The organism is Citricoccus sp. (assembly GCF_035445025.1).
Lineage (GTDB): Bacteria > Actinomycetota > Actinomycetes > Actinomycetales > Micrococcaceae > Citricoccus.
In genome coordinates this window covers 21,738-46,401 of record NZ_DAOMPX010000007.1, presented here as the reverse complement: position 1 = coordinate 46,401, position 24,664 = coordinate 21,738, and the positions used below count along the sequence as shown (strand labels likewise).

General features: G+C 71.2%; 19 protein-coding genes. 5 read left to right on the top strand and 14 right to left on the bottom strand.

Going from position 1 to position 24,664, the window contains the following annotated elements:
- On the bottom strand, nucleotides 1–859 hold an 859-nt coding region (gene infC / locus PLJ28_RS04265), incomplete at its 3' end, for a translation initiation factor IF-3 (RefSeq protein WP_324589896.1).
- A 350-nt stretch (nucleotides 860–1,209) separates the two neighbouring features.
- On the opposite strand from infC, the gene PLJ28_RS04260 reads away from it, so the two are divergent.
- On the top strand, nucleotides 1,210–1,581 hold the full coding sequence (locus PLJ28_RS04260) for a DUF1844 domain-containing protein (RefSeq protein ID WP_010144521.1): 372 nt from the start codon (nucleotides 1,210–1,212) through the stop codon (nucleotides 1,579–1,581).
- 133 nt (nucleotides 1,582–1,714) lie between these two features.
- On the opposite strand, the gene PLJ28_RS04255 is transcribed toward PLJ28_RS04260, so the two are convergent.
- Nucleotides 1,715–2,113 carry a hypothetical protein gene (locus tag PLJ28_RS04255; RefSeq protein WP_183526830.1) on the bottom strand — a complete coding sequence of 133 codons (399 nt, stop codon included), beginning with the start codon at nucleotides 2,111–2,113 and terminating at the stop codon, nucleotides 1,715–1,717.
- Nucleotides 2,114–2,490: 377 nt separating this feature from the next.
- On the opposite strand from PLJ28_RS04255, the gene PLJ28_RS04250 reads away from it, so the two are divergent.
- A complete protein-coding gene (locus tag PLJ28_RS04250) occupies nucleotides 2,491–2,739 on the top strand; it encodes a WhiB family transcriptional regulator (protein ID WP_010144519.1) in 249 nt (82 codons plus the stop codon).
- 75 nt (nucleotides 2,740–2,814) lie between these two features.
- Here the strand turns inward: PLJ28_RS04250 and PLJ28_RS04245 are convergent, their stop codons facing one another.
- From PLJ28_RS04245 to PLJ28_RS04230, 4 genes are all read right to left on the bottom strand, one after another.
- Complete coding sequence (locus tag PLJ28_RS04245) at nucleotides 2,815–4,362, bottom strand: sensor histidine kinase (protein WP_324589895.1); 1,548 nt, start codon at nucleotides 4,360–4,362, stop codon at nucleotides 2,815–2,817.
- Nucleotides 4,363–4,369: 7 nt separating this feature from the next.
- Nucleotides 4,370–9,268: an NAD-glutamate dehydrogenase gene (locus PLJ28_RS04240; RefSeq protein ID WP_298045279.1), complete on the bottom strand. Its 4,899-nt coding sequence runs from the start codon at nucleotides 9,266–9,268 to the stop codon at nucleotides 4,370–4,372.
- 112 nt (nucleotides 9,269–9,380) lie between these two features.
- Entirely contained in the window at nucleotides 9,381–10,943 is a 1,563-nt protein-coding gene (locus PLJ28_RS04235) for a CpaE/TadZ family protein (RefSeq protein ID WP_324589894.1), read from the bottom strand.
- Nucleotides 10,944–10,952: 9 nt separating this feature from the next.
- Nucleotides 10,953–11,591 (bottom strand): flagellar biosynthesis protein FlgA, encoded by a 639-nt coding sequence (locus PLJ28_RS04230; protein ID WP_183526843.1) that lies wholly within the window; start codon nucleotides 11,589–11,591, stop codon nucleotides 10,953–10,955.
- 207 nt (nucleotides 11,592–11,798) lie between these two features.
- Here PLJ28_RS04230 and PLJ28_RS04225 point away from each other — a divergent pair, with 207 nt between their 5' ends.
- Complete coding sequence (locus PLJ28_RS04225) at nucleotides 11,799–12,029, top strand: helix-turn-helix domain-containing protein (protein WP_010144513.1); 231 nt, start codon at nucleotides 11,799–11,801, stop codon at nucleotides 12,027–12,029.
- Here the strand turns inward: PLJ28_RS04225 and PLJ28_RS04220 are convergent.
- Nucleotides 12,011–12,574 (bottom strand): hypothetical protein, encoded by a 564-nt coding sequence (locus tag PLJ28_RS04220; protein WP_183526846.1) that lies wholly within the window; start codon nucleotides 12,572–12,574, stop codon nucleotides 12,011–12,013. The genes PLJ28_RS04225 and PLJ28_RS04220 overlap by 19 nt on opposite strands.
- Before the next feature lie 259 nt (nucleotides 12,575–12,833).
- Between PLJ28_RS04220 and PLJ28_RS04215 the strand changes: the two genes are divergently transcribed.
- Both PLJ28_RS04215 and PLJ28_RS04210 read left to right on the top strand, forming a co-directional pair.
- Nucleotides 12,834–13,622: a LysM peptidoglycan-binding domain-containing protein gene (locus PLJ28_RS04215; RefSeq protein ID WP_183526849.1), complete on the top strand. Its 789-nt coding sequence runs from the start codon at nucleotides 12,834–12,836 to the stop codon at nucleotides 13,620–13,622.
- Between the two features lie 102 nt (nucleotides 13,623–13,724).
- Nucleotides 13,725–14,273, top strand: a complete 549-nt coding sequence (locus PLJ28_RS04210; protein ID WP_183526852.1) for an Rv3235 family protein — start codon at nucleotides 13,725–13,727, stop codon at nucleotides 14,271–14,273.
- Nucleotides 14,274–14,313: 40 nt separating this feature from the next.
- On the opposite strand, the gene secA is transcribed toward PLJ28_RS04210, so the two are convergent.
- The 7 genes from secA to mtrA all read right to left on the bottom strand — a co-directional run bounded on the left by secA (nucleotide 14,314) and on the right by mtrA (nucleotide 24,616).
- Nucleotides 14,314–17,073, bottom strand: coding sequence for a preprotein translocase subunit SecA (secA, locus tag PLJ28_RS04205; RefSeq protein ID WP_183526855.1), 2,760 nt, complete (start codon nucleotides 17,071–17,073; stop codon nucleotides 14,314–14,316).
- 109 nt (nucleotides 17,074–17,182) lie between these two features.
- Nucleotides 17,183–18,496: a winged helix-turn-helix domain-containing protein gene (locus tag PLJ28_RS04200; protein WP_183526858.1), complete on the bottom strand. Its 1,314-nt coding sequence runs from the start codon at nucleotides 18,494–18,496 to the stop codon at nucleotides 17,183–17,185.
- Nucleotides 18,497–18,587: 91 nt separating this feature from the next.
- A complete protein-coding gene (gene hpf, locus PLJ28_RS04195; RefSeq protein ID WP_183526861.1) occupies nucleotides 18,588–19,268 on the bottom strand; it encodes a ribosome hibernation-promoting factor, HPF/YfiA family in 681 nt (226 codons plus the stop codon).
- Nucleotides 19,269–19,431: 163 nt separating this feature from the next.
- Nucleotides 19,432–20,307 carry a ComF family protein gene (locus tag PLJ28_RS04190; protein ID WP_183526864.1) on the bottom strand — a complete coding sequence of 292 codons (876 nt, stop codon included), beginning with the start codon at nucleotides 20,305–20,307 and terminating at the stop codon, nucleotides 19,432–19,434.
- A 109-nt stretch (nucleotides 20,308–20,416) separates the two neighbouring features.
- On the bottom strand, nucleotides 20,417–22,168 hold the full coding sequence (locus PLJ28_RS04185; RefSeq protein ID WP_298045291.1) for an LpqB family beta-propeller domain-containing protein: 1,752 nt from the start codon (nucleotides 22,166–22,168) through the stop codon (nucleotides 20,417–20,419).
- Entirely contained in the window at nucleotides 22,165–23,937 is a 1,773-nt protein-coding gene (gene mtrB / locus PLJ28_RS04180; protein WP_255459450.1) for an MtrAB system histidine kinase MtrB, read from the bottom strand. Before mtrB ends, PLJ28_RS04185 begins: the two co-directional genes overlap by 4 nt.
- Nucleotide 23,938: 1 nt before the next feature.
- Nucleotides 23,939–24,616 carry an MtrAB system response regulator MtrA gene (gene mtrA, locus PLJ28_RS04175; RefSeq protein WP_010144502.1) on the bottom strand — a complete coding sequence of 226 codons (678 nt, stop codon included), beginning with the start codon at nucleotides 24,614–24,616 and terminating at the stop codon, nucleotides 23,939–23,941.
- Nucleotides 24,617–24,664 lie beyond the last annotated feature (48 nt).

The following is a 24,664-nucleotide window of genomic DNA, read 5'->3' as shown; positions in this document are numbered from 1 at the left end:
CCGGCTTGGTCTCCGCCGGAGCCGTCGCGGGCTTGGCCGCAGCCGGCTTCGTTTCCGTCGAAGCCGTCGCGGGCTTGGCCGCAGCCGGCTTGGTCTCCGCCGGAGCGGACACGGGCTTGGCCTCCTCCGTCACAGCAGGAGCTGACACCGGAGTGGTCTCCGCCGGCGCGGCCGCCGGTGCCGCCGCAGCCGAACCGGCCTGGGCCATCTTCTTCAGCTGCTCGGGCATCGCGTCCGACATGGAGCTGGACAGCGGGGCGGACGAGGTGTCCTCCGCGACCTTGGACTTGGCCTCCCGGGCCGCGACGTCACGGCGCGAACCGACGCGCTCGGGCTTGGTGGTGTCCTGCTGGCTCTTCCGGGCCTCGGCGCGGGCCTCGGCCTTGTTCTTCACCGGCCCGACCACCATGACCATGTTGCGGCCGTCCTGACGGGGGGTCGACTCGACGCTGCCGACATCGGCGACGTCGGACGCGAACTTCTCGAGCAGGCGGATGCCCAGCTCCGGGCGCTGCTGCTCGCGTCCGCGGAACTGGATCATGGCCTTGACCTTGTCCCCCGCGGTGAGGAACTTCCGGGCGTGGCCGACCTTGGTCTCGTAGTCGTGGGTGTCGATCTTCAGGCGGAAGCGGACTTCCTTCAACACCGTGTTCGTCTGGTTCTTCCGCGCCTCACGGGCCTTGACGGCGGCCTCGTACTTCCACTTGCCGAAGTCCATGAGCTTGCAGACCGGCGGCTTCGCCGTCGGGGCCACCTCAACGAGGTCCAGATCGGCCTCAGTGGCAAGTCGCAGCGCATCCTCGATGCGCACAATTCCGACCTGCTCGCCCTGGGGGCCGACCAGGCGCACCTCGGGCACGCGGATCCGTTCGTTGATTCTCGGCTCGCTAATCTTGCAACTCCTGTGGTCTGGGTTCTTCGGGTTCGGGGCCGCTGTCCCGGGTGCGGTCCCCTGCGCCGGGCCCGGAGACGACTAAGGCCTCCGTGCTCAACGCAGACGGAGGCCGAGGCCAGCGGAGTACTCCGCCGACCGAACGGTGCGACAACCCTCACGGGACTGCCGGACCGGTAACCCGGCAACTCGGCCCGGAATCCGGGCTTCCTGCTGACGCGGGTGGGAGATGGCCTCCACTTCGATGGCTGGTGACCGTGGTCCATTCCACAGGGGAATGGCCAGCGGACCAGCTGGTCTGTGACAAGCTTACCAGCATGAACGATGCACAGCAGAATCCCTCCCCGTCCGGCGAGCCGGTGGCCGACCGGGTCCGGGAGATCCACGAGGTCCCGGCGGTGGAGATCATCAACACCACGGCCGTCCACTTCATGACCGCGGCGGCCGTGAAGGTCGGCCTGGCCGACCGTGAGGACGCCCAGGAGCTCATCGACCTGGACGAGGCCCGCAAGCTCATCACCGCCCTGGCCGGCCTCGTCACCGCCGCCGCCCCGGAGATCGGCAGCCAGCACGCCGGCCCGTTGCGCGACGGCCTGCGCTCCCTGCAGCTGGCCTTCCGCGAGGCCTCGCCGTTCCCGGACGCGCCGGGCAAGGGCCCGGGCGAGAAGTACACCGGCGCGGTGAACTGACCGCCGGTCCGCACACGCCCTCCAGACCCCGTTACCCCACCGGGCCCGGCGCCTCCAGCAGAGGACGCCGGGCCCGGCCCGTTCCGGCCTCGAGGACCCGAGCGGCCCGGGTGCCCCGGGCACGGCCGGACGGTCAGGAGGGCAGTCCGGCCAGGTAGGAGGCCACCTGCCGGGAGAACATGAGCACCAGGGCCACCGCGGCCGGCAACAGGAACACGGCGCCCATGGGCACGTTCCCGGCCGAGAAGAAGCTGATGGACAGGATGACGGCGAACATCTCGATGACCACGGTGGCCGCCCGGACCCACGGCCTGCCGCGCCACACGCCCAGGCCCACGGCTCCGATCCAGAACCCGGCGGCGACCATGAGGACGACGAGGAATACCTGGGCGCCCAGGTTCAGGGACCCGGTCCCGACCTGCACCCCGAACCCGGCAGCCGCCACCAGCACTCCGAGGGCCTGCAACAGCAGCACCAGGGCCACCGCCACCACGGCCGGGGGTCGGGGACCCTGCCGACTCTGCGTACTCACGTGCTCGTGCCGTCCTTCCGTCGTTGCCCTGTCCTCGACCTGATCCGCCCGCTGCCTCTTCCCAATCCGGCACCGGAATGGATCCCGTCACCCTTGACAGTGCCGCGCAGGGGCCGGAATAGTCGGTCCCGTCGGGACCCGGCTTGTGATCAACACCTCAGGATATCCGCCGTCCAATCCGCCGTACCCCTTGTTTACGTGCAATGTACATGAAAAGATATTTCACGAGTTCAGCGGGGGTCGTTGCTACGGCCCTTTTTTCTTTGCCGTCGTACGGATGGCGACGACCAGCCCCGCAGACGGACGATCGTCCGTTTCGACAGACGTAGGACGCGTCGGGTCGCAGTGTGCCCGGCAGAAGAGGAGTATCGATCAGCATGGATTGGCGTAGCCGGGCAGCGTGCCTGGACAAGGACCCGGAACTGTTCTTCCCCGTGGGGAACACTGGACCGGCACTGCTCCAGATCGAGGAAGCCAAGGCGGTCTGCCGTACGTGCGAAGTAGTCGACACCTGCCTGCAGTGGGCCATCGAGTCCGGCCAGGACTCCGGGGTCTGGGGCGGCATGAGCGAGGACGAGCGCCGGGCGCTGAAGCGTCGCGCCGCCCGCGCCCGTCGGGCCTCCTGAGGCTCCGACCACCCTGTGGGGCCTCCGGCCCCACCCCAGCCCCTGAAACCCCGGCCTGCCCAGCAGGCCGGGGTTTCAGCGTTCCGGGACCGGGGCCAGGATCACGACCTCCGTGCCTCCGTCCGGACGCCGGTGCCAGTCGATCGTCCCGCGGAGGTCCCCGGCCACCAGCGTCCGGACGATCTGCAGCCCCAGGCCGGCATCCTGTCCCGGTTCCGGCACGACGCCGGCCCCGCCCGGAGCCGCCGGGGACTCCGGGCCGGCGTCGGGCCCGGAGGACGGATCCGACGAGCCGCTGTCCCACAGCCGGACCTCCAGCCGCTCCCCCGCGGGCACGTGCGAGCGCCGCGCGGACAGGCCCACGTGCCCGCCCTCGGGGCGGGTGCCGTGCTCCACGGCATTGGTGGCCAGCTCGTTGATGACCAGGGCCAGGGGCGTGGCCAGGTCACTGGGCAGGTGGCCGAACCCGCCGGAGTACTCGGTGGTGACGGGCCGGCCGTCGCCGGCGACCTCCACGGCCAGGCGGAACTGGCGACCCAGCAGGGCATCCATGTCCACCTGCCCGTCCAGGCCGTGGGAGAGCGTCTCGTGCACCAGCGCGATCGTGTCCACCCGGCGCATCGCCTGTTCCAGCCCGCGCTTGGCCTCGGGCGAGGTCATCCTGCGGGACTGCATGCGCAACAGTGAGCCGACGGTCTGCAGGTTGTTCTTCACCCGGTGGTGGATCTCCCGGATCGTGGCGTCCTTGCCCACCAGCTGCTGCTCACGACGGCGCAGCTCCGTGACATCGCGCAGCAGGACCAGCGCCCCGATGCGCTCGTCCCGCTCCCTCAGCGGCACCGTCCTCAGGGTCAGGCTCACCGCCCGGACCTGCAACTCCGCGCGGGCGGTCGCCTTGCCCGTGAGGACCAGGGGAAGGGACTCGTCCACGGGGCGGCGCTCGTCCTGCAGGTCGGTGACGACCCGGGCCAGGGACCTCCCCTCCAGGGGGTCGGTCTCCCCCAGCCGGCGGAAGGCCGAGACGGCGTTGGGCGTGGCGAAGTCCACCCGGCCGTCCGCGGTCAGCAGCAGCAGGCCGTCGCCCACACGCGGCGAGCCGCGGTGCGGCCCACCGACCGGGTCGTCCGGATCCGGCCACTGGCCCCGGGACACCATCTCCAGCAGTCGGTGGGCACTCTCTCGGTAGACGAGCTCGAGCCGGGAGGGGGTGCGCTGTCCGGTCAGGTTCTGGTGCACGGTCAGCACGCCGATGGTCCTGCCCTCACGCACCACGGGCCACACCGTGACCCGCATCGAACTGTCCGGCGCGTAGACCGAGGGCGCGGTGACCGTGGGCTCCCCGGTCTGCCACGCGTGGTCCACGAGGGACCTCAGGTCCGCGCGCACCCTGCTGCCCACGATGTCCCGGTGCAGCGCGGTCTGCGAGGTGAAGGGCCGGGCCTGGGCCAGGGCGACGAAACCACGATCGGGCTCCTCCGGCCCGGTGACCGGGTACCAGAGCACCAGGTCGCCGAAGGACAGGTCCGCCAGCAGCTGCCAGTCGGCGACCACGGCCTGCAGCCGGTCGACGTCTCCGTCCCGGAGGTCCGGATCGTCCTCGAGCGGTGCGGTCAGCAGGGACATCGGAACCCTACTGGGCCGTCACCGCGCGCAACTGGCGCAGCGCCACGGACAGCGAGGCCAGGTCATCGGTCCCGGCCTCGCGGATCTCGTCCAGGAAACCCTCGGCCCGCGTGAGGCTGGTCGAGCGGTCCTCGGCCCACTGGGACACGAGTTCGTCGACGGTGTCTCCCCTGCCGTCCAGGATGTCGGAGCAGAAGCTGACCAGCAGGCCGTACAGGTCATCGCGCAGCGCGGCCCGGGCCAGCGCGCGCCACCGCCCGTCACGCGGCAGGCCGGTGATGCGGTTGAGCACCGGATCCACGTCGAACCAGTCGTAGAGGCGGTAGTAGACCTCGGCCACGGAGCGCGGGTCGCGCCCCGTCTTCCGGGCCAGCCGCACCACGTCGAGCAGCCCGTAGGACTCGAACTGGTAGGCCCGTCGGCTGGCCAGGTCCTCCGGAAGGCCCATCTCCAGGGCCTCGTCACGCCACTGCTCGTAGCGCTCGGCGTCCTGGCCCCGGAGGATCTGCGGCAGGTCCGCCGCCAGTGCCTGGACATCGTCCCGGAAGTACTCCACCCCCGAGCTGATGCTGGCGCCGCTGCGCGTGCGGTGGTTGACGAACCAGCGCACGGCGCGGTCCAGCACGCGCCGGGCGTCGAGGTAGACGCGGCCCTTGGCCTCCCCAGACACGGACGCAGGCAGCGCCGAGATCGCGTCGAGGAACGGGCCGAAGCCGTAGATCTCCTTGATCGCGACGTAGGCGTGCACCACCGCGGGGGCGTCCGCCCCGGTCTCCTCCATGGCGCGGAAGACGAACGTGGTGCCGCCGGTGTTGACGACGTCGTTGGCGACCACGGTGGCGATGATCTCCCGGCGCAGCGGGTGCTGCTGGATCTGTCCGGCGAACCGCTCCCGGAGCTGCGTCGGGAAGTAGGCGTCCAGCGTGCGGTCGAACCAGGGGTCGTCCGGCAGTGCCGAGTCCAGCAGGACGGCCGAGAGGTTCGTCTTGGCGTAGGCGGCGAGCACGGACAGTTCCGGGGTCGTCAGGGATGCCCCGTCCTGCTGGCGACGTTCGAGCTCCGCGTCATCGGGCAGGAACTCCAGCGCCCGGTCCAGGTCCCCGTGCGCCTCCAGCCAGTGGATGTGCCGCTCGAAGCTGGGCAGCCACTCGGAGACCTTCTGGGAGTCGTTGCGCAACAGCCTGTTCTGGTCGACGTTGGTCTGCAGCACCAGGCGGGCGACCTCCTCCGTCATCGACTCGAGCAGCGCGGCGCGCTCCTGCGCCTCCAGGGCTCCGGTGGAGACCAGCTGGTCCACGAGGATCTTGATGTTCACCTCGTGGTCGGAGCAGTCCACGCCGGCGGAGTTGTCGATGGCGTCGGTGTTGATCTGCACCCCGGCCAGGGCCGCCTCGATCCGGCCCCGCTGGGTGAAGCCCAGGTTCCCGCCCTCACCCACCACGCGGACCCGGAGGTCGGCGCCGTTGATGCGGATCGCGTTGTTGGCCCGGTCCCCGACCTCCGCGTGGTCCTCGTCCGCGGCCTTGACGTACGTGCCGATGCCGCCGTTGTACAACAGGTCCACCGGTGCCTTCAGGATGGCCTGGATCAGCTCCGCCGGCGTCAGCTCGGTGGTGTCCGCGGGCAGGCCCAGCCGGGCCCGCACCTGCTCGGAGACGGGGATGGACTTGGCGGAGCGGTCGTAGACGCCACCTCCCTCACTGATGAGGGAGCGGTCGTAGTCGGACCAGGAGGAGCGGGGCAGCTCGAAGAGCCGGCGGCGTTCGGCGAAGGAGGCCGCGGCGTCGGGGTCCGGGTCGAGGAAGACGTGCAGGTGGTTGAACGCGGCCACGAGCCGGATGTGCTCGGACAGCAGCATGCCGTTGCCGAACACGTCACCGGACATGTCCCCGATGCCGATCACCGTGAAGTCCTGGGCCTGGGTGTCATGGCCGATCGAGGCGAAGTGGCTCTTGACCGACTCCCAGGCACCGCGGGCCGTGATGCCCATGGCCTTGTGGTCGTAGCCCACCGATCCGCCCGAGGCGAAGGCGTCACCGAGCCAGTGACCGTAGTCGGCGGAGATCTCGTTGGCGGTGTCGGAGAAGGACGCCGTGCCCTTGTCCGCGGCCACCACCAGGTAGGCGTCGTCACCGTCGTAGCGCACGATGTCCCCGCGCACCGAGAACACCGTGCCCTCGCCGGAGCGCTCCTGCTGGTCGGTGATGTCGAGCAGGGCGCGGATGAAGGTGCGGTAGGCGTCCTTCCCGGCCTCCATCCAGGCGCCGCGATCGGCGGCGGGGTCGGGCAGCCTCTTGGCGTAGAACCCGCCCTTGGCGCCGGTGGGGACGATCACGGCGTTCTTGACCTGCTGGGCCTTCACGAGCCCGAGCACCTCGGTGCGGAAGTCCTCCCGGCGGTCGGACCAGCGCAGCCCGCCACGCGCGATCGGCCCGAAGCGCAGGTGGACGCCCTCGACGTCGGGGGCGTACACCCAGATCTCCCGGGCCGGCCGCGGCTGGGGCGCGAACGGGATCTGCTCCGTGGCGATCTTGAAGCTCAGCCGGCGGTGCCCCTGGAAGAAACTGGTCCGCTGGGTCGCCTGCATGACGGTGAGGAAGCCCTGCAGGACGCGTTCGGCGTCGAGCGTCGAGACGGCGTCCAGGGCGTTCTCGGCGCGTTCACGGACGTCCTCCATGGCCTGGCGCCGGGCCGGGCCGGCGGTGGCGCCGTCGTCGTCCGTGGCCGCGGGCAGCGAGGGATCGAAGCGGGTGTAGAAGTACTCCACCAGCAGGGACGTCATCTCCGGGTGGGTCAGGAGGGAGTCGGCCATGAAGGTCAGGGAGTACTGGACGCCGAGCTGGCGCAGGTACTTGGCGTACGCCCGGAGCATGGTGACGGTGCGGCTGGGCAGCTCCTGGAACAGGACCAGCCGGTCCAGCGCGTCGGACTCGGCGGATCCCGTCGCCGTGGCCACCACCGCGTCCTCGAGCAGTCGGGCGGAGACATCGTTCTCCGTGCCCTCGGGATAGCCCAGTCCGAAGTCGTAGAGGTAGAACTTGCGCCCGTCGGCCGGCTCGACCTCGAAGGGGCGCTCATCGATCACGGACAGACCGAGGTTCTGCAATACCGGCAGCACCTCCGTGAGCGTCCGGGGCCGGTCGGAGTACAGCTTCATCCGGCCCACGGTGATGCCCTCGACCTCCTCCTCCGCCTTGCGGGACCTCTCGTCGCGGTCCTCCGGCACCACGTGCACCACCGGTTCGCCGTCCCCCGGCAGGCTCGAGAACCGGCCGATGTCCTCCAGGGCGTCGTCGATCTCGTAGGCCACCCGATAGGCGGGCGGGAACGCCTCGTCCCAGAGCCGGGCGGTGTCCACGCCGCTGTCCTCGCCGAAGGCCTCGATCGCCTTCTCGTCCACGCCCTCCTTCCAGGAGCGCACCGCGTCGACCAGGAGCTGCTCCAGCTCCTTGGCATCCACCGGTTCACTGCGCTCGCGCTCGCGCGGCAGCCGGACGCGGAAGTAGAGCCGGGCCAGCACGGACTCGGTCAGCCGCACCTGGAAGTCGAGGGACTCCCCCCCGAGCGTCTCCAGCAGCACGTCCTGGATCCGGCCGCGCACGGCGGTGTTGTACCGGTCACGGGGCAGGAACACGAGGGCGTTCATGAACCGCCCGTAGGTGTCCGGGCGCAGGAACAACCGGGTCCGGCGCCGTTCCTGCAGCTGCAGGATCTGCCGGCAGGTCTCCCACAGTTCCTCCACGTCCACCTGGAACAGCTCGTCGCGCGGGTGGGTCTCCAGGATCTGCTGGAGCTCGGCGCCCGAGTGGGAGTCCCGCGGGAACCCGGACAGGGCCAGCACCGCGGCCACCTTGTCCCGGATCAGCGGGATGTCCTCCACGGAGGTCGTGTACGCCTTGGGGTCCCAGAGGCCGATGAAGCGCCGCTCGCCGGTGACCCGGCCGTCCGCGCCGTAGGTCTTCACGGCCACGTAGTCCATGTAGGCGGCCCGCTGCACCCGGGAGCGGGAGTTGGCCTTGGTGATGATCAGCGGGTTGGGGCGCTCGATCTGGTTGCGGCCGGCGATGGACAGCGGTGCCGGGGGCGCACTGGGCCGGTGCCGCAGGATCCCCAGGCCGGTGTCCTCCAGAGCGACCAGCACCTGCCCGTTGTCCCCGCTCTGCAGCAGGTACTCGCGGTAGCCGGTGAAGGTGAAGTGGCCGTCCTCCATCCAGTTCAGCAGTTCGGTGCTCTGGCGCACGCCCTGGACGCTCGGCGGGGCATCGTGGGCCAGGGCCCGGGCCGCCGTGAAGGCCGCCGAGCGCATGCGGTCGGTGTCGGCGATGGCCGCCCGCACGTCCGCGAGCACCTCCTCGAGACCGTGCTCGAGGTCCGCCGCCTGGTCCTCCGTCAGCGGTCCCACGGTCTGGATCCCGATCCAGGACTCGACGACGGCCCGGGCGCCCTCACCGGCCATGAGCGGGCCGAGGTCGGCGAGCGCCGCGGTCGTGTCACCGCTGGCGGTGCCGGACTGGGTGGGGACGCGGTGCACCGCCAGCAGCCGTCCGCTCTCCTGGTCCCGGTGGGTGATGACCGTGGGATGGGCCACGATGCGGATGGCGTGGCCCTGCCGGGTCAGCTCCGAGGTGACGGAATCGACCAGGTAGGACATGTCGTCGTGAACGATCTGCACGAGCGCGTACTGACGCATGGGCGTCACCTTCACGACCGCGTCCCGCAGTCCCTTGCCGGCAGCCAGGTCCACGTGCGTGGTCACCAGCGCCTGGCGGGTCCTCGGGTCCAGTTCGGCCTGATCCGCCTCGGAGACGTGCTCGAAGTAGGCATCGAACAGCGGGGCGGGGTCGATCTGGCGCTCCGGGGTGGTGGAGTCGTGCTGATCGGTCCACAGGGGAGTCGACGATGACATGTGGTGGTGTCCTCTTCCATCGCTTCAACGGCTCCGGGCACCGGGGCGTCCGGAGGCAGTGGAACGTCCTTGGTCCACTGGCTCCGAGCCTAGTGGCCCACGTCTCAAAGCGTTAACGGGCCGCGCCGAGCAGTCGCCGGGGAACCGGCAGGCGCCGTGCACGGCCCTCGGCCGGTTCCTGCGGCGTCCCCGCGAGCGCGGACAGGGCCCGCCGCAGCGCCGACTTCGGCGCGGCCTCCGCGAGCACCTGGCCGCCCAGCAGTGCCCGGTCCAGGGCCTTGCGGTCCCACGGGAGGAAGGCGGACACCGTCCTGTCCCCGGCGAAGTGTTCGAGGACGCTGCGGACCTGGGACCTCGGCGCCACGCCGGACGCCTCGGCCCGCACCTGGTTGACCACGATCTCCACGACGGCGCCGGCCGCCGTCTCGGCCTGGTCGAGCTCGTCGAGGGCCCGGACCAGGCGCGGCAGTCCCACCGGGTCACCGGCGCCCACGGCCAGGATCCGGTCGGCGGCGGCGAGCCCCGCGAGGGTGGCGGCATTACGCTGCGGCGCGGGGATGTCGAAGCTGAGTTCCTCGTCCTGCTCCAGGCTGAAGCCACAGTCGATCACGACCTCCTCCCACCCCTCGGCGGCCGCGGTCAGGACGGCGTCGAGGGCGGACCGGCGCAGTTCGGGCCACCGGTCGGAGCGGGTCAGTCCCGTCAGGACCTGGAGCGTGGCCCCGGCCACGCGCGCACGGAGGGCGCAGCGGCCGACCCCCTCCGCGCTGATTTCACCCTGGTCCGCCAGTCGGCAGGCCTGGGCGATACCGGCCGATTCGTCCAGCAGTCCCAGAAGCACCCCGGCGGACGCGGCGTAGGTGTCCAGGTCGACCAGCAGGGTACGGCGTCCGGCCAGCGCCAGTTCGACGGAGAGGTTCACGGCCACGGTCGTGCGGCCCGGGCTGCCCGCAGGCCCCCAGACGGCCGTCGTCCGGGTGGGGCGGGCTCCGGCCTCGGAATCCGTCAGGACATCCGCCGGTGGGACCGGGACCGCGACCGGTGCGGCCGATCGGGCCCCAGACCGGTCACCGTCGTCATCGTCCTCGCCGCTGGCCGGGATCCACTCCCCCGATGACACCGGGGCCGCAGCGCTGTCCTGGCCGGCGCCGGGGTCGACGGCCCCGGCGCGGGCCTCCGCGGGCCGGGTACCCGGTGCGGCGGACCCGGACGAACCGGTCCGCACGATGGCCCCAGCCGCCCGGCGGCCGGGTCGCTCCGTCGCGCCGGGCGGTCGGTCGTCATGGTCGGAGGAACCGACGGGCAGTGGGTGACGCGCCGCCGCCACCGCCTCCTGCAGCAGTGCGGCAAGGTCGGAGGGCGGTGTCTCCGGGGGCACGGCGACGACGCCGAGGTGTCCGAGGCGTTCGCGTTCAGCGGCGACGTCGCTGAGTGCCACCACCGCCACTCGGCGTCCGCGGGCGTCGGCGGCGACGGAGTCCAAGAAGGTCAGCGTGAGCTGTCCCGTGTCCCCGGCCACGAGCAGGACGTCCGCGAGTCCGGATCGTGCCACGGAGATCAGTTCCGCCAGGCTCTCGCAGCGCCGGATGACCGTGACCGGCCCGCGCAGCCGTTCCAGCCCGGAGACGTGGTCGTGCCCCGGCATGATGGTGGTGGCGACCGAGACCTTGCGCATCCGGTGCCCCTACCGCCCGCCGAGGGAGGGAACGACGCTGATGCGCGCGCCGTTGCCCTTGGCGTCCAGGACACGCGGCAGTTCCTCGGGGCCGAGCAGGACCTGCAGCGAGATCTCACCCGTGGTGCCGAAGGATCCCGAGGCCTCGGAGATCCCGGCGAGTTCGGCGCGTGGGGCCACCAGCTCGGGTTCGCCGAACCCCTGCCGGCCGTCGGCGGCGGCGATCCAGACGTCCACGCGGGCCCCCGGACCGGTGCCCTCCGGAAGGGGATCCTCCAGCGTGAGGGCGACGGCCTGGCGGGACTCCGGGTCCACGCCAGCCACTGCGCCCACCGGGATCAGCTCCCCCTGACGGACCGTCCCCACCACCGAGGCGTCCGCCGGCAGCGGCCGCTCCGCCGGCAGGTAGTCGTCTGCCGCCTCGCCCAGACGTGCCTGCACCACGGTCAGCTGATCGGGCTCCACGACCGCTCCGGGCACCAGGTCCTGCCCTGCAGCCCAGTACCCCTCCGACCGGTCCAGCGACTGGACCAGGGCAACGGTCCCCGCCACGGACAGCAGGACCAGCAGGACCCCCACCAGCAGTCGGGGATCCTTCCATCCCGGTCGCCTGAGGCGCGGGGCCTCCGCGCTGTTCGTCCCCTCCACGAGCGCCCTCCCTGTTCGGCCCGGCGGTCCCGTCCACCACCGGATGCGCCAATCAGCCTAGTCACATCCGGAAAAGACCGCCCAGGGGACGGTCCGTCACTGTGGACATCGGTTCCTGGACACCGGCACTGGGGACAACCGCGGCCGGGATCCGCGGACGTGGGAGAATGGGCGGCAGTACGCCCGTCCCGACCACCCGGAGGACCGATGCCCCGATTCCTCACCCTGACCGACGTCGCCGAGGAGCTGCAGATCTCGATGGCCCAGGCCCGGGCGATCGTGCGCAGCGGTGAGCTCCCGGCCATCCAGATCGGGGGACGGGGCCAGTGGCGGGTGGAGCAGGTCAAGCTCGACCAGTACATCGAGGACCTGTACGCACAGCAGGCCGCCAAGACCGAGGCCCGTCGCGCCGGCGCACCTCAGACCGAGGACGCGTGAGCTGACCGGACCACCTGCACTGCGCTGAACGGGATCACCCGCAGCCCGCGGACGTTACGTCCACGGCGGTGCTCGTCCCGCGGATGGACAGCCAGGTCGAAGTGGTCCCGCCCTACCCTGTCGATGGTCCCCTCCCCGAGGGAGCGACCGTCTCGTCCGTAGACCACGACGCCGGCCCGCGCGCGGGAGAGCGTGCGGTAGGCCGCGGAGATCCCCAGTCTCCGGCGGCCGGGAGAGTCCTCCGGCGTCGCCAGGGCCAGTGGAGCGTCCACCGAGAGGACCCCCTCCAGGTGGACGAGCAGGCTCCCGCCCCGGTCACTGCCCCCGAGCCACTCCTCACCCACGGTGGACACGGTCATCTGCAGGCGCTCCCCCTGGGTCAGCTGGATCTGGAGGGTCGCACCGAGCGCCCCGCGGATCCGGTCCGCCAGCGTGATGCCCGCATGCTCACCGCGCGTCATCTCCGCGGCCTCGGCCTCCGTGTCCTGCCACTGGCCCTGGGCGAGCTGCGCCTCGAGGTCGGCGAAGAGCCGTTCCCATCTCATGGCCCCAGCCTAGGGGGGCGACCCATCGGCAGAAGCGCCACCGCGTTGAGAGTCCGCGGCCCGAGGAGACGAGCCCTCCGAAAAACACCACAAAGCATCAGATGACACCAAATAGTATCAAACATCATCAGAACGAGCCATAGACACTTGAAGAGAACCTATTGACATCACCGGGCGGCCACGGTTGGCTGAGGGCATCGAGAAGGCTCACCGGCCGTCGAACGAGTCGGCGCAGGCCACACCACCGAAGGGAAGCCCCGTGGACGCCCCATCACCGCACCATCGAAGCGCCCCGCGGGGCGACGACGTCGCCCTGACCGTACTGGCCACGGCGACCGGCCCGCTGTTGTGGTGGTTCGGGTCCACCGGACTCTCCGCCGAGGCCGTCTCGGGACTGCATGCGGTCGAGGTCCTGGTGGCCTCGGCCTGCGCGGGGACAGGCGCACTCCTGGCCGCCTGGTGGTTCGTGGCGCTGATCGGCACGGCCCTGACGGCCCTCGGTCAACGGTCGCGCTCGGTCCGGTTGGTCCGGTACGGACAGGCCCTGTCACCGCGGTTCCTGCGCCGGGTGGCCGCCTCCGTCCTGGGCCTCAACCTGCTGGTCGCCCCCGGCTCATGGGCGGCGACCGACGACCCCTTCGGGGTCGGCACAACCCCGGGGCAGCACGTCTCCGTGGCCCGGCAGCAGGCCGCCGTCCTGACCGTACCCGCCCCCCGGCCCGGCTGGATGGCCGCGTCGCGCGAGACACCGTCCGGGACGCCGCCTCCCTCCGCCGACGTCCCGTCGCCGACGTGGCGACCGGCCGCTCCGGCCCCGGCGGTCCCCGGGGCCGGGCAGCAGGGCCGCAGCACGGCGCCCAGGTCGGTCACCGTGCGCGCCGGTGACTGCCTCTGGGACATCGCCGCCGAGGAACTCGGTCCGTACGCCACCGACCTGGAGATCGACCGCAGGTGGCGGCAGTGGTATCAGCTCAATCGGCCGGTCATCGGAGCCGAGGCGGACGTCCTGGCCCCCGGAACGGTCCTCCAGGCGCCCCCGGTGTCCTGAGCCGGCCGGTTTGGCCACGCGCGGTGGGCACGCCCCGCGTGCGCGCCCTCGATCCCCCACACCTGACCCCCAGCACGGTTCGACCGACCCATCGGAGGAACGATGTCCACCACCCACCTGACCGCGACCCACCGCACCCCCGGTCCGCTGACCGTGTCCACGGTGCCACCGGCCCTGCCGCCCCGGTCCGCCCACGGAGGAGCCCCCGCCGTCGGACGCCCCGGGTCCGGAACCTCACGTCCAGCGTGGTCTCCCGGGCCCCAGACCGCCCCGGCCTCGACGCCTTCCGAACGGGCCCTCGCCGAACGGCGTCGTGAAGAGGAACGGCACATCAGGTCCCTGGCCCGGATCGTCGCCCTGGCCTGCGTCGAGGCCGAGCTCGGTCTCCGGCCGGCGCGCCAGCTCTCGGCATGGCTGGACCTGCCGACCTACGGCAAGATGACCCGACGGGCGGAACTGGCCCGCCGGATCCGGCCTGATCGCGGCGCTGCGGGCGCACCACAGGCCCTGGGATCCCGCTGCTGTCCCGCAGGGGACGGGGTCTACGAGGCCAGCGCCACCATCCAGTTGCCGGATCGCGTCCGGGCCATGGCCCTGCGGATCGAGCGCCACCGCGACCGGTGGAAGGTCACCGCGCTCGAACTCGGCTGAGCATGCTCGTACGCCGGGTCCACCTCGGGTCGGTGCCAGATCAGCGCCGGCGCTTGCGGCCCTTCTTCGAGGACGCCGCGCCCCGTCCTCCGGCGCCGGCCGTCTCGGCCTCACCGCGCCGGCCATCCGCGTCGGTGGTCCCGGTGCGGCGTACCTCGGTGGTGACCTCGCCGGAGTCGGAGGGAGCAGAGAACCGCAGGGTTGCCGGCTGCTGCGGCGCCTCGAGGCCCTTGACGTTCAGTACCGGGGTCATCGTCGCACCGCGCGCGTCCTTCACGCCGGGCAGGGAGGTCGGGGCCGGCGCCGTCTGCACCTCGAGGTTGAACAGGTAGCCCACGGACTCCTCACGGATGGCCTCCATCATGGACTGGAACATGATGTACCCCTCGCGCTGGTACTCGACCAGGGGGTCACGCTGGGCCATCGAGCGCAACCCGATGCCCTCCTTGAGGTAGTCCATCTCGTACAGGTGGTCCTGCCACTTCCGGCCGATCACGGAGAGCACCACCCGGCGCTCCAGTTCGCGCATGGTCTCCGCGCCGATCGCCTTCTCCCGGTCCTCGTAGGCCAGCTTGGCATCCGAGGTCAGCTCCCGCTTGAGGTCGGCCGCCTTGAGCTTGGTCAGCCCGCCGACCTCCTCGAGGACCTCCTCGATGGTGACCCCCACCGGGTACATCTGCCGCAGGTCGGTCCACAGCTGCTCCAGGTCCCATTCCCCTGCGTGGCCCACGGCGGTGCTCTCGTCCACCATGGTCGAGACCGCGTCCTCGAGGAAGTGCTGGACCTTCTCGTGCAGGTCCTCACCCTCGAGGATCTGCCGCCGGTCGGTGTAGATGGCCTCGCGCTGGCGGTTCATCACGTCGTCGTACTTCAGCACGTTCTTGCGCTGCTCGGTGTTGCGGGACTCCACCTGCTGCTGCGCGTTGGCGATCGCGGAGGAGACCATCTTGGACTCCAGGGCCATGTCGTCCGGCACCGAGGAGGAGTTCATGATCCGGGAGGCGGCGGCAGGGTTGAACAGGCGCATCAGGTCATCGGTCAGGGACAGGTAGAACCTGGACTCGCCGGGGTCGCCCTGCCGTCCGGAGCGCCCGCGCAGCTGGTTGTCGATGCGCCGCGACTCGTGGCGCTCCGTGCCCAGCACGTAGAGCCCACCGAGTGCGAGCACCTCCTCGTGCTCCTTCTGCACGCCCTCCTTGGCGGCCGCGAGGACCTCGTCCCAGAGGCGCTCGTACTCCTCCGCGTTCTCCTCCGGATCCAGCCCGCGCCTCTGCATCTCCGCCACAGCGTTGAACTCGGCGTTGCCACCGAGCATGATGTCCGTTCCGCGCCCGGCCATGTTGGTGGCCACGGTCACCGCCCCCTTGCGGCCGGCCTGGGCGACGATCGCGGCCTCACGGGCGTGGTTCTTGGCGTTGAGCACCTCGTGCCGGATACCCGCCTTGGCAAGCAGCTTGGACAGGTACTCGGACTTCTCCACCGAGGTGGTGCCCACCAGCACGGGCTGGCCGGCCTCGTGGCGCTCGGCGATGTCCTGGACCACCGCGTCGAACTTCGCGACCTCGTTCTTGTAGATCAGGTCCGTCTTGTCCTGGCGCTGGATCGGCCGGTTCGACGGGATCGGCACCACGCCCAGCTTGTAGGTGGACATGAACTCGCCGGCCTCGGTCTCGGCCGTGCCGGTCATGCCGGAGAGCTTCTCGTAGAGCCGGAAGTAGTTCTGCAGGGTGACGGTGGCCAGGGTCTGGTTCTCCGCCTTGATCTGCACACCCTCCTTGGCCTCGATGGCCTGGTGCATGCCCTCGTTGTACCGGCGCCCGGACAGGACACGACCGGTGTGCTCGTCCACGATGTTGACCTCGCCGCCCATGACGACGTAGTCCTTGTCCTTCTTGAACAGTTCCTTGGCCTTGATGGCGTTGTTCAGGTACTGGATCAGCGGGGTGTTCGCGGACTCGTACAGGTTGGTGATCCCCAGCCAGTCCTCGACCTTCTCGATACCGGGCTCGAGCACGCCGACGGTCTTCTTCTTCTCGTCGACCTCGTAGTCCTCGTCCAGGGTCAGCCTCTTCACCAGCTTGGCGAACTCGGTGTACCAGCGGCTGGCGTCCCCCTGGGCCGGGCCGGAGATGATCAGCGGGGTGCGGGCCTCGTCGATGAGGATGGAGTCGACCTCGTCGACGATCGCGAAGTGGTGGCCGCGCTGGACCAGTTCGTCCTTGGACCAGGCCATGTTGTCGCGCAGGTAGTCGAAGCCGAACTCGTTGTTCGTGCCGTAGGTGATGTCCGCGGCGTACTGTGCGCGCCGGGTCGCCGGGTCCTGGTTGGCCACGATGCAGCCGGTCTCCATGCCCAGGAAACGGAACACGCGCCCCATCAGCTCGGACTGGTAGGAGGCCAGGTAGTCGTTGACGGTGATGACATGGACGCCCTTGCCGGTCAGCGCGTTCAGGTAGGCCGGCAGCGTGGCGACGAGGGTCTTGCCCTCACCGGTCTTCATCTCGGCGATGTTGCCCAGGTGCAGGGCTGCCCCACCCATCAGCTGCACGTCGTAGTGCCGCTGGCCCAGGGTCCGGCTGGCGGCCTCCCGCACGGCGGCGAAGGCCTCGGGCAGCAGGGAGTCGAGCGTCTCTCCCGCGGCGAGCCGCTCCCGGAACGTCTCGGTCTCGGCGCGCAGGTCGGCGTCGGTCATCTCACGGAACTCGTCCTCGAGGACGTTGATGGCGTCCGCGAATCCCCTCAGGCGCTTGAGGACCTTCTTGTCCCCGGTCTTGAGGATCCGTTCGATGAAAGATGCCACGTGCCTGGACTCCCTGTTCCCCGGTGTCCCGGGTGCGTCGATATGGGTTGCGCTCTGGGTACCCCGGGTGGTCCGGCGCACCGGTCCGGGATACCAGCACAGTCTACGATCAAAACCCTTGGAGCTTCCTCAACGCCCACGCCACGTCCCGGGTCAGGTCCCCGTCCGCGTCCGGTTCGACGACCACGTCTCCCAGGGCCAGCCACGCGGCAAGCTCGTTCAGTTCGGCGGCCAGCTCCCCGGCCACGTGCCCGACGTCGGCCGTCCGGTCGAGCGCAACGGTCCCGCCCCGGGCACGGCCCGGGGACGCGGCCCCGGATGCGGTCCCGCGGGGCAGCCCGGCGGGGTCCTCCCACCAGGCGCCGCGCACCAGCAGCACCCCTGACAGGCGGTCGGCCTTGAGGTCGACCTGGGCGGCCAGCCGCTCCCCCAGCAGGAACAGCAGGGAGTAGTAACCGCGGGTGCGCCTGGCCGCGGGAGTGTAGATTCCCAGGCGGTACCGGACCCCGAACAGGTCCTGAACCCGCGGACGATGGAACACCAGGGGGTCGAAGGGGTTCACCAGGGCACGGCCGGTGGCCTGCCGGGGCGTGACCGCCGCCACGTGGCGCCAGGCCGGCACGGTCCGCCCGCCGGTGCCCGGCAGGCCGACCGGTTCCAGGACGCCCTCGCGGTGCAGCTCGCGGGCGGCGGCGCGGGCGGCCGTGACATGGATGCGGTAGTAGTCGGCCAGTGAGGCGTCGGTGGCCACGCCCAGGGCCCGCGAGGCGGCCCGGACGAGCTCGACGGCGGCCGCGTGGGCGTCCGGATCCCCGACGTCCGGGGTGAGCCGTGAGGCAGGGAAGAACCGGCGCTCGAACTGCGCGTTCCGTCCTGCACTGGCGATGCGCCCGGAGGCGAAGAGATCCTCGAGGACGCGCTTGACCACGGTCCAGTTCCAGCCCCAGTGCCCCTCGTGCCGACCGTGGTCTCCCAGTCGGTCCTGGACCTGCCGGGCAGTCAGGGGCCGGGAGGTCTCCAGCAGCGCCAGGATCCGGTCGGACAGGTCCTCCCGCAGTGCGGCGTCCAGCTCCGTGGCGGACATCCACGTGCGGCGTTGGACGGCCATGAGCGCGGGCCGCAACCGGGTCGGCACGAGGGAGGCCTCGTGGGCCCAGTACTCGGTCCAGTCACGCGGGGCCCGGTGCCAGACGCGGTCCAGCCCCGCCGTCTCGTACGGTCCGAGCCTGCTGTAGAGGGGCACGTAGTGCGCCCGGGCCAGCACGTTCACGGAGTCGATCTGCACCACGTTCAGCCGGTCCAGCACCGCCCTGATCCGGCGGCCGGTCACCGGCCCCGGGCGGCGCGGGCGGTCCAGCAGCTGAGCGGCCAGGACGGTGCGCCGGGCCTCGGAGGCGCTCAGGGCGGGCGGGGTGGACGTCATGGGCGGTCGGGCCTCGTGGTCGGACTGATCCGGACAGGGGCAGTGCCCGCCCCGGCCGGGGCGGGCACTGCCCTCAGGGGTTCGCGGGGTCTCAGACGGCGGCCGCCCGGTAGCCGATCTCCTCCTCGCGGGGTTCGGCGTCCGGATGCTCCGCGTCCAGGGCGATGACGCCGTACGACCAGCCCTTGCGCCGGTAGATCGCCGAGGGCCGTCCGGACTCCTCGTCGACGAACAGGTAGAAGTCGTGGCCGACCATCTCCATGGCGTCCACGGCGTCGTGGACGGTCATCGGCTGGGCGGGGAAGACCTTCTTGCGGATCGTCACGGGGGCCTCGCCGTTCTTCTCGCCCTGGACGTCCTCCTGCGCTGCCTGCTCCGCCCTGACCTGGTCCACGAGCGACCGCTCCGCATCGATCACGGGCAGGGCCGCCGTCGCGTCGGCGACGGACACTCGCTGGTGCTGCCGGTCCTTCTGCCGGTCGCGGAGCCTCCGCAGGCGCTCCAGGAGCTTGCCGAACGCCAGGTCGAAGGCCGCGAACTTGTCATCGGACTGGGCCTCGGCCCGGATGACCTTGCCCTTGCCCTGCACCGTCAGTTCAACGGTCAGGTTATGGCCCGAATGGCGGTGGTTGGACTGCTTGGTGACCTTGATCTCCAGCCGTTGAGCACGCTGCGCGAGCTGCTCGATCTTGCTGAACTTCTCCTGGGCGTAGTCCCGGAACCGGTCCGGGATCGACACGTTGCGGGCAACGTAGCTGACGTCCATGGTCATGATGTCCTCCTAGGGCCTCGCGGCCATCCGAACAGTGGTGTGGCACCGGGGGCCGGGGTACCGACCGGCCCCTTAATGCACATCGGCGGCGGGAAGAACTCCTCCTTCCTGCCGCCTCTGGCGGTTCCCTCCCGGGTCCCGCACACTCAGCCTAGTCGGTTCTTCACTCGGAGTTAAGTCCCTCAGCGGGCCCGGATCCGGGTGCCGTGACGGCGGCCAGGACCACCGCCGCGGCGGGTCTCACGCCCAGCCCGTCCAGGGCGTGCCAGGCGGCGGCGAGGGTGGAGCCGGTGGTCATCACGTCGTCGAACAGCACCACGGTGCGCCCCTGGACCCGAGGGGCCCGGCCGGTCGCGCGGAACCGCCCGGCGTTGCGGTGGCGGCGCAGGGTGGAGGCCGTCCCGGCATGGCTGGCGGTCCGCCCCGGTCGTCCGCGCGCCCGCGCGCCGGCGCGTCCACGGGCCGGGCGCAGCAGGCCGGGCGCCAGTTCCCAGCCTGCGGGGAGGGGACCGGTCAGCAGCTCGGCCACCGGGTCGTATCCCCGCCGCCGGAAACCGGCCGCGCTCCCCGGGACCGGGACCAGCAGGGCCGGTGCCGTCCACGGTACCCCGGGCCCGCACGGTGCCTGATCACCCAGCAGCGAGGGGACGGCGGTCAGCGCCCGGTGCACCGCCGGGCGCAGGTGCCGGCCGACCGGCGTGCGGCCGTGGTCCTTGAACCCCAGCAACGCCCGCGCCAGGGGGCCGCCGTACCGGCCCGCGGCCACCACCGCCAGCGGAACCGTTCCGGCGTCGGGATCCACGGACACCAGCGGCAACGCGGCGGCGTCCCGTTCGGCCCGGAACGGGTGCAGTACCGAGCCGGCCAGCTGCTCGGAGCACACGGGGCAGACGGCACCGTCCCGGACACCGCACACGGTGCACTCCACCGGCAGCAGCAGTCCGGCCAGTTCCCTCGCGGCGTACCCGACCGTCCGGACGGCCGGCGTCCGGACCAGCCGGTCCAGTCCGTGAGCGAGGGAACGGGACCACGGGTTCATGGCGCCATCCTGCCGCCCCCGTCCGCCCAGCAGGCAGGCGCGGACGCCGGTGGTGGACGACGCCCCGCCGACCGGGCACGTGTGGAGTGAGGCGGACCGCCCCGGAGGATCAGCCCGGGAAGGCCAGGTCCTCGGCCACTCCCGCCTGGGACCGCCACGTGGACCCCGCGAGGGCGTGGACGGCCTCTGCGGTCTCGGCGTAGATCGGGTTGTCCGCCGGCCCGGTCGAGAGGCCGGTCATGCCGAGCAGGGGCTTGAGGGTCCGCAGGGACCCGTCGAAACCGACCACCTGTGCCTCCACCGGCTCGTTGGGACTGGTGGAGGCCACCACGAGTTCCTGGTCGGAGAGCCAGGTGACCTCGGTGATCGGGACGGTCGGCTCGAGCCGCACCGGGGCACCCAGTCCGCGCGGCACGCCCTCGGAGTCGCGGATGACCCCGGCGAGGTAGAGGTGGTTGGATCCCCCCTCACCCGCCACGATGGCCGCACGCGTGCCGTCCCGCGAGATCCTCAGCGCCGAGACCTCCCGGTCTCCGATCCACTCAGCGCTGATCTCCCGCGTGGCCTCGTCCCCGGCGCCCCCCGTGCCGGCGTCGATGGCCATCACGCGGGTGCCCTGGGCGTGGTCGACGGTCCAGACCCAGCCGGAGAGGTCGAAGCTGGGCCGGGTGAGGTCGCTCCCCTGCAGGACCAGTCGTTGGGAGCCGTCCGTGTCCGCGGTGCGCATCTGGTCGCGGTCGGGGTTGAGGAACGCGAACCGGGTGCCGTCCAGGCTCATGGCCGGCAGTGCGGGCGGCTCGCCGGCGTCGGTCCGGAGGCCACCGACCGGGACGGCGGCATCACCCTCGTAGTAGACCAGCTGCCCGTCGGCCACGGCCACCTGGGTGGACCCCACGCTGGGGTTGACGCGCGCGGTGACGAAACCGTCCGGGGTCGGACCGAGGTCGATGGGGTCGAGGTCGACGGACAGCTCCACGGTGGAGACGTTGTTGAGACCGCCGAGGGTGAGCTCGAGCTGCTGCTGCATCCGGTGACGGGTCAGTGCGTCGGTGCCCTCGAAGGTCTGCTGGGTGAAGTCGACCTTGGCCGCACCGCCGCTGATCGGCACGGAGGGGCGGGCGAGCTCGGACCCGGACTGGAACGCGGTGCGCACCGCTCCCTCCAGGTACGGTGCCGGCCCGTCGAGCAGGGCGTCGACGATGTCCGCGGCGGTGCCGGGACGGTTCAGGAACCAGCGCACGTCCGGCACGGCGTACTGGTACGACTGGTCGTAGAAGTAGAGCTCGTGCGAGCCGAACAGGGCCCGGAACTGGGTGGTCTCCAGCACGACGCCGGCCGGCGCCCGGGTGATCCGCCACTGTCCGTCCTCCTCGGTCACCTCGAACTCCGCCGCCTCGGTGGTGTTCGCGGGCATGCGGCTCATGATGCCCCGATCGTCCACCACCGACTCGACCTCCATCTGCACGGTGAACACGTTGTCCGTGGCCGAGGGGACGAGCGTCGGTTCGGAGGTGTAGACCAGCGTCCGGGCATTCGGCTGCCACGCGGCGGCCGCGTCCTCGGTGAGGAACTCGCGGGCCGTGGCGTAGTCGTCCTGGACCCCGGTGCCGGCGGTGAGGAAACCGCGGATGATCTCCTCCGGGCTGTCCCCGTCGGACGGCCCCGCGGGAGTGAAGGTGTAGTTGACCTGGTTGTCGTTCCCGGCCAGGGGCTCCGAGGTGCCCACGGGACCGCCCTGCGGCAACCGGGCGCAGCCACTGAGGACGAGCAGCCCGGCCACGACCAGGACCAGCCACCGCCACCGCACCGGGTGGCCGGGGTTCCGGGGCGCCACCCGCCGGGTCATCCGCGTCACGTTCACCGCACCTCCTCGGTCGGCGTCTCGGGCGGGCGCCGGACCAGTGCCTGTTCGTGGACACGGTCCGGCAGGACCAGGCCGGCCGTGCCCGCCGGTTCCGTGCTCTCGATGTCCGTGGGCCGGCGCCGCTGGTCCTCGGTGTACACCGGCGGCAACTGCAGGGGCGAGCCCTCGCCCACCGCATCACCGCTGCGCCGCGGGATGGTCAGCCGGAAGGCGGATCCCTCGCCCGGTTCTCCCCAGGCGTCGAGCCGGCCGTGGTGCAGCCGGGTGTCCTCGGTGGCGATGGACAGGCCCAGCCCGGATCCGCCGGTGGTCCGGGCCCGGGCCGGGTCCGCCCGCCAGAACCGGTCGAAGACGCGCGAGGCCTGTTCGGCGGACATCCCGATGCCGTGGTCCCGCACGATGATGGCCACCGAGTCCTCGTCCGATCCGAGGATGACGTCCACCGGTCGTCCCTCCCCGTGCTCGATCGCGTTGTTGATGAGGTTCCGCACGATCCGCTCGATGCGCCGGGGGTCCACCTCGGCGGTCACGTCGGTGCCGCTGGGCACCAGGAACACCTCGGTGTCCGCCTTGCTGGCCAGCGGCTGGGCCGTCAGGACCACGTCCGCGGCGAGGTGCAGCAGGTCGGTCCTCTCCGCGGCCACGGTGGCGGCCCCGGCGTCGAAGCGGGTGATCTCCAGCAGGTCCGCCAGCAGCGCCTGGAAGCGCTCCACCTGGTGGTAGAGCAGTTCCGTGGAGCGCCGGTTGACGGGGTCGAAGTCCTCGCGCGAGTCGTACAGGACCTCGGCGGCCATGCGCACCGTGGTCAGCGGGGTGCGCAGCTCGTGCGAGACGTCCGAGACGAAGCGCTGCTGGATCTGGGACAGTTCCGCCAGCTGCGTGATCTGGTCCTGGATGTTGTCCGCCATCCGGTTGAAGGACGTCCCCAGCCGCGCCATCTCGTCCTCGCCGTGGACCGGCATGCGGACGCTGAGGTCCCCGGAGGACAGCGACTCGGCGGTCAGTGCCGCCTGGCTCACGGGGCGCACCACGGACCGGGTGACGTAGACCGCGATCAGCGAGTTCATCATCACCAGCATCGCGCCGGCCACGACCAGCACGCGCATCAGGTAGTCCAGGGTCTGCTGCACGCTGGAGAGGTCGTAGACCATGTACAGGGCATAGACGTTCCCAGGGGGAAGGGTCACCCGGGTGCCGAACGCCAGGCCGGGATTGGTGCCGCCACCGGAGTCCGGCAACGAGATCGACTGCCAGTACGTCCCCGTCCCGTCCTGGACGGCCTGGGCGAGCGCCTCCGGGATGACGCCGGCGTCCAGGTTGTTCGTGGTCCGGGTCCCCACGTACAGGTTCTGCGACTGCTCGATCGGGATCAGCAGCAGGTCCCGGCCCACCGTGGCGCCGGTCTGTCCGGCGAGGGAGTTCAGGGTGTCCTCGACCAGCTGGACGGTGTCGTCCGGGTCCGAGGAGACGCTGTTGCCGAAGATCGAGCGCGCCGTGCTCAGGCCGCGATTCGACTCCGCCTCCACCTGGTCGAAACGGGACTGGAACAGGCCCGAGGTGATCTGCTGGGTCAGGAACAGCGCCAGCACGGCGGCCGAGACCATGGTCAGCACCGCGGTGATGACCACCGTGCGCAGCTGCAGCGAGGCGGCCCACCGGCGGTGGACGGCGCGCCGGACCGTGCCGGCCGCGTCGCGGGCCCGAGACCCGAGGCCAGAACTGTCTGCTTCCGCCTGCTCAGGGACGGACGCCGGGCCCTCGGTCAACTCAGGCCTGGCCTGCCTTGTACCCCACGCCGCGGACGGTCAGGACGACCTGGGGGTTCTCCGGGTCCTTCTCCACCTTGGAGCGCAACCGCTGGACGTGCACGTTCACCAGGCGGGTGTCCGCCTGGTGCCGGTAGCCCCAGACCTCTTCCAGCAGCATCTCGCGGGTGAAGACCTGCCAGGGCTTGCGGGCCAGCGCGACCAGCAGGTCGAACTCCAGCGGGGTCAGCGGGATCGAGGAGTCCCCGCGGGTCACCTGGTGGCCCGCCACGTCGATGCTCAGGTCCGCGATCTTCAGCGTCTCCGGCGCGCGCTGCTCGCCCTCGCGCAACCGCGCCCGGACCCGGGCCACGAGCTCGGCGGGCTTGAAGGGCTTGGGCACGTAGTCGTCCGCACCGGCCTCGAGGCCGCGCACCACGTCCGAGGTGTCGGACTTGGCGGTGAGCATCACGATGGGGGTGTCCGACTCGCCGCGGATCGCCTTGCACACCTCGATCCCGTCCATGCCGGGCAGCATCAGGTCCAGCAGGACCAGGTCCGGCCGGGTGGAGCGGAACATGTCCAGCGCCTGGGCGCCGTCCGCACAGAAGGTCGGCTCGAACCCGTCATTGCGCAGCACGATGCCGATCATCTCCGACAGCGCCTCGTCGTCGTCGACCACCAGGATTCTGGCCTTCACCGGATACTTCCTCCCCTGCCTCACGTCCTCACCCGGACGGGCCGCTCT

Bases quoted from the DNA above. Each gene is read 5' to 3' on its own strand.
- PLJ28_RS04220 (WP_183526846.1), bottom strand. From the start codon at position 12,574: ATGAGATGGGAACGGCTCTTCGCCGACCTCGAGGCGCAGCTCGCCCAG.
- PLJ28_RS04210 (WP_183526852.1), top strand. From the start codon at position 13,725: ATGTCCACCACCCACCTGACCGCGACCCACCGCACCCCCGGTCCGCTG.
- PLJ28_RS04250 (WP_010144519.1), top strand. From the start codon at position 2,491: ATGGATTGGCGTAGCCGGGCAGCGTGCCTGGACAAGGACCCGGAACTG.
- PLJ28_RS04235 (WP_324589894.1), bottom strand. From the start codon at position 10,943: ATGCGCAAGGTCTCGGTCGCCACCACCATCATGCCGGGGCACGACCAC.
- hpf (WP_183526861.1), bottom strand. From the start codon at position 19,268: ATGACCATGGACGTCAGCTACGTTGCCCGCAACGTGTCGATCCCGGAC.
- PLJ28_RS04225 (WP_010144513.1), top strand. From the start codon at position 11,799: ATGCCCCGATTCCTCACCCTGACCGACGTCGCCGAGGAGCTGCAGATC.
- PLJ28_RS04245 (WP_324589895.1), bottom strand. From the start codon at position 4,362: ATGTCCCTGCTGACCGCACCGCTCGAGGACGATCCGGACCTCCGGGAC.
- PLJ28_RS04190 (WP_183526864.1), bottom strand. From the start codon at position 20,307: ATGAACCCGTGGTCCCGTTCCCTCGCTCACGGACTGGACCGGCTGGTC.
- PLJ28_RS04260 (WP_010144521.1), top strand. From the start codon at position 1,210: ATGAACGATGCACAGCAGAATCCCTCCCCGTCCGGCGAGCCGGTGGCC.
- PLJ28_RS04200 (WP_183526858.1), bottom strand. From the start codon at position 18,496: ATGACGTCCACCCCGCCCGCCCTGAGCGCCTCCGAGGCCCGGCGCACC.
- PLJ28_RS04240 (WP_298045279.1), bottom strand. From the start codon at position 9,268: ATGTCATCGTCGACTCCCCTGTGGACCGATCAGCACGACTCCACCACC.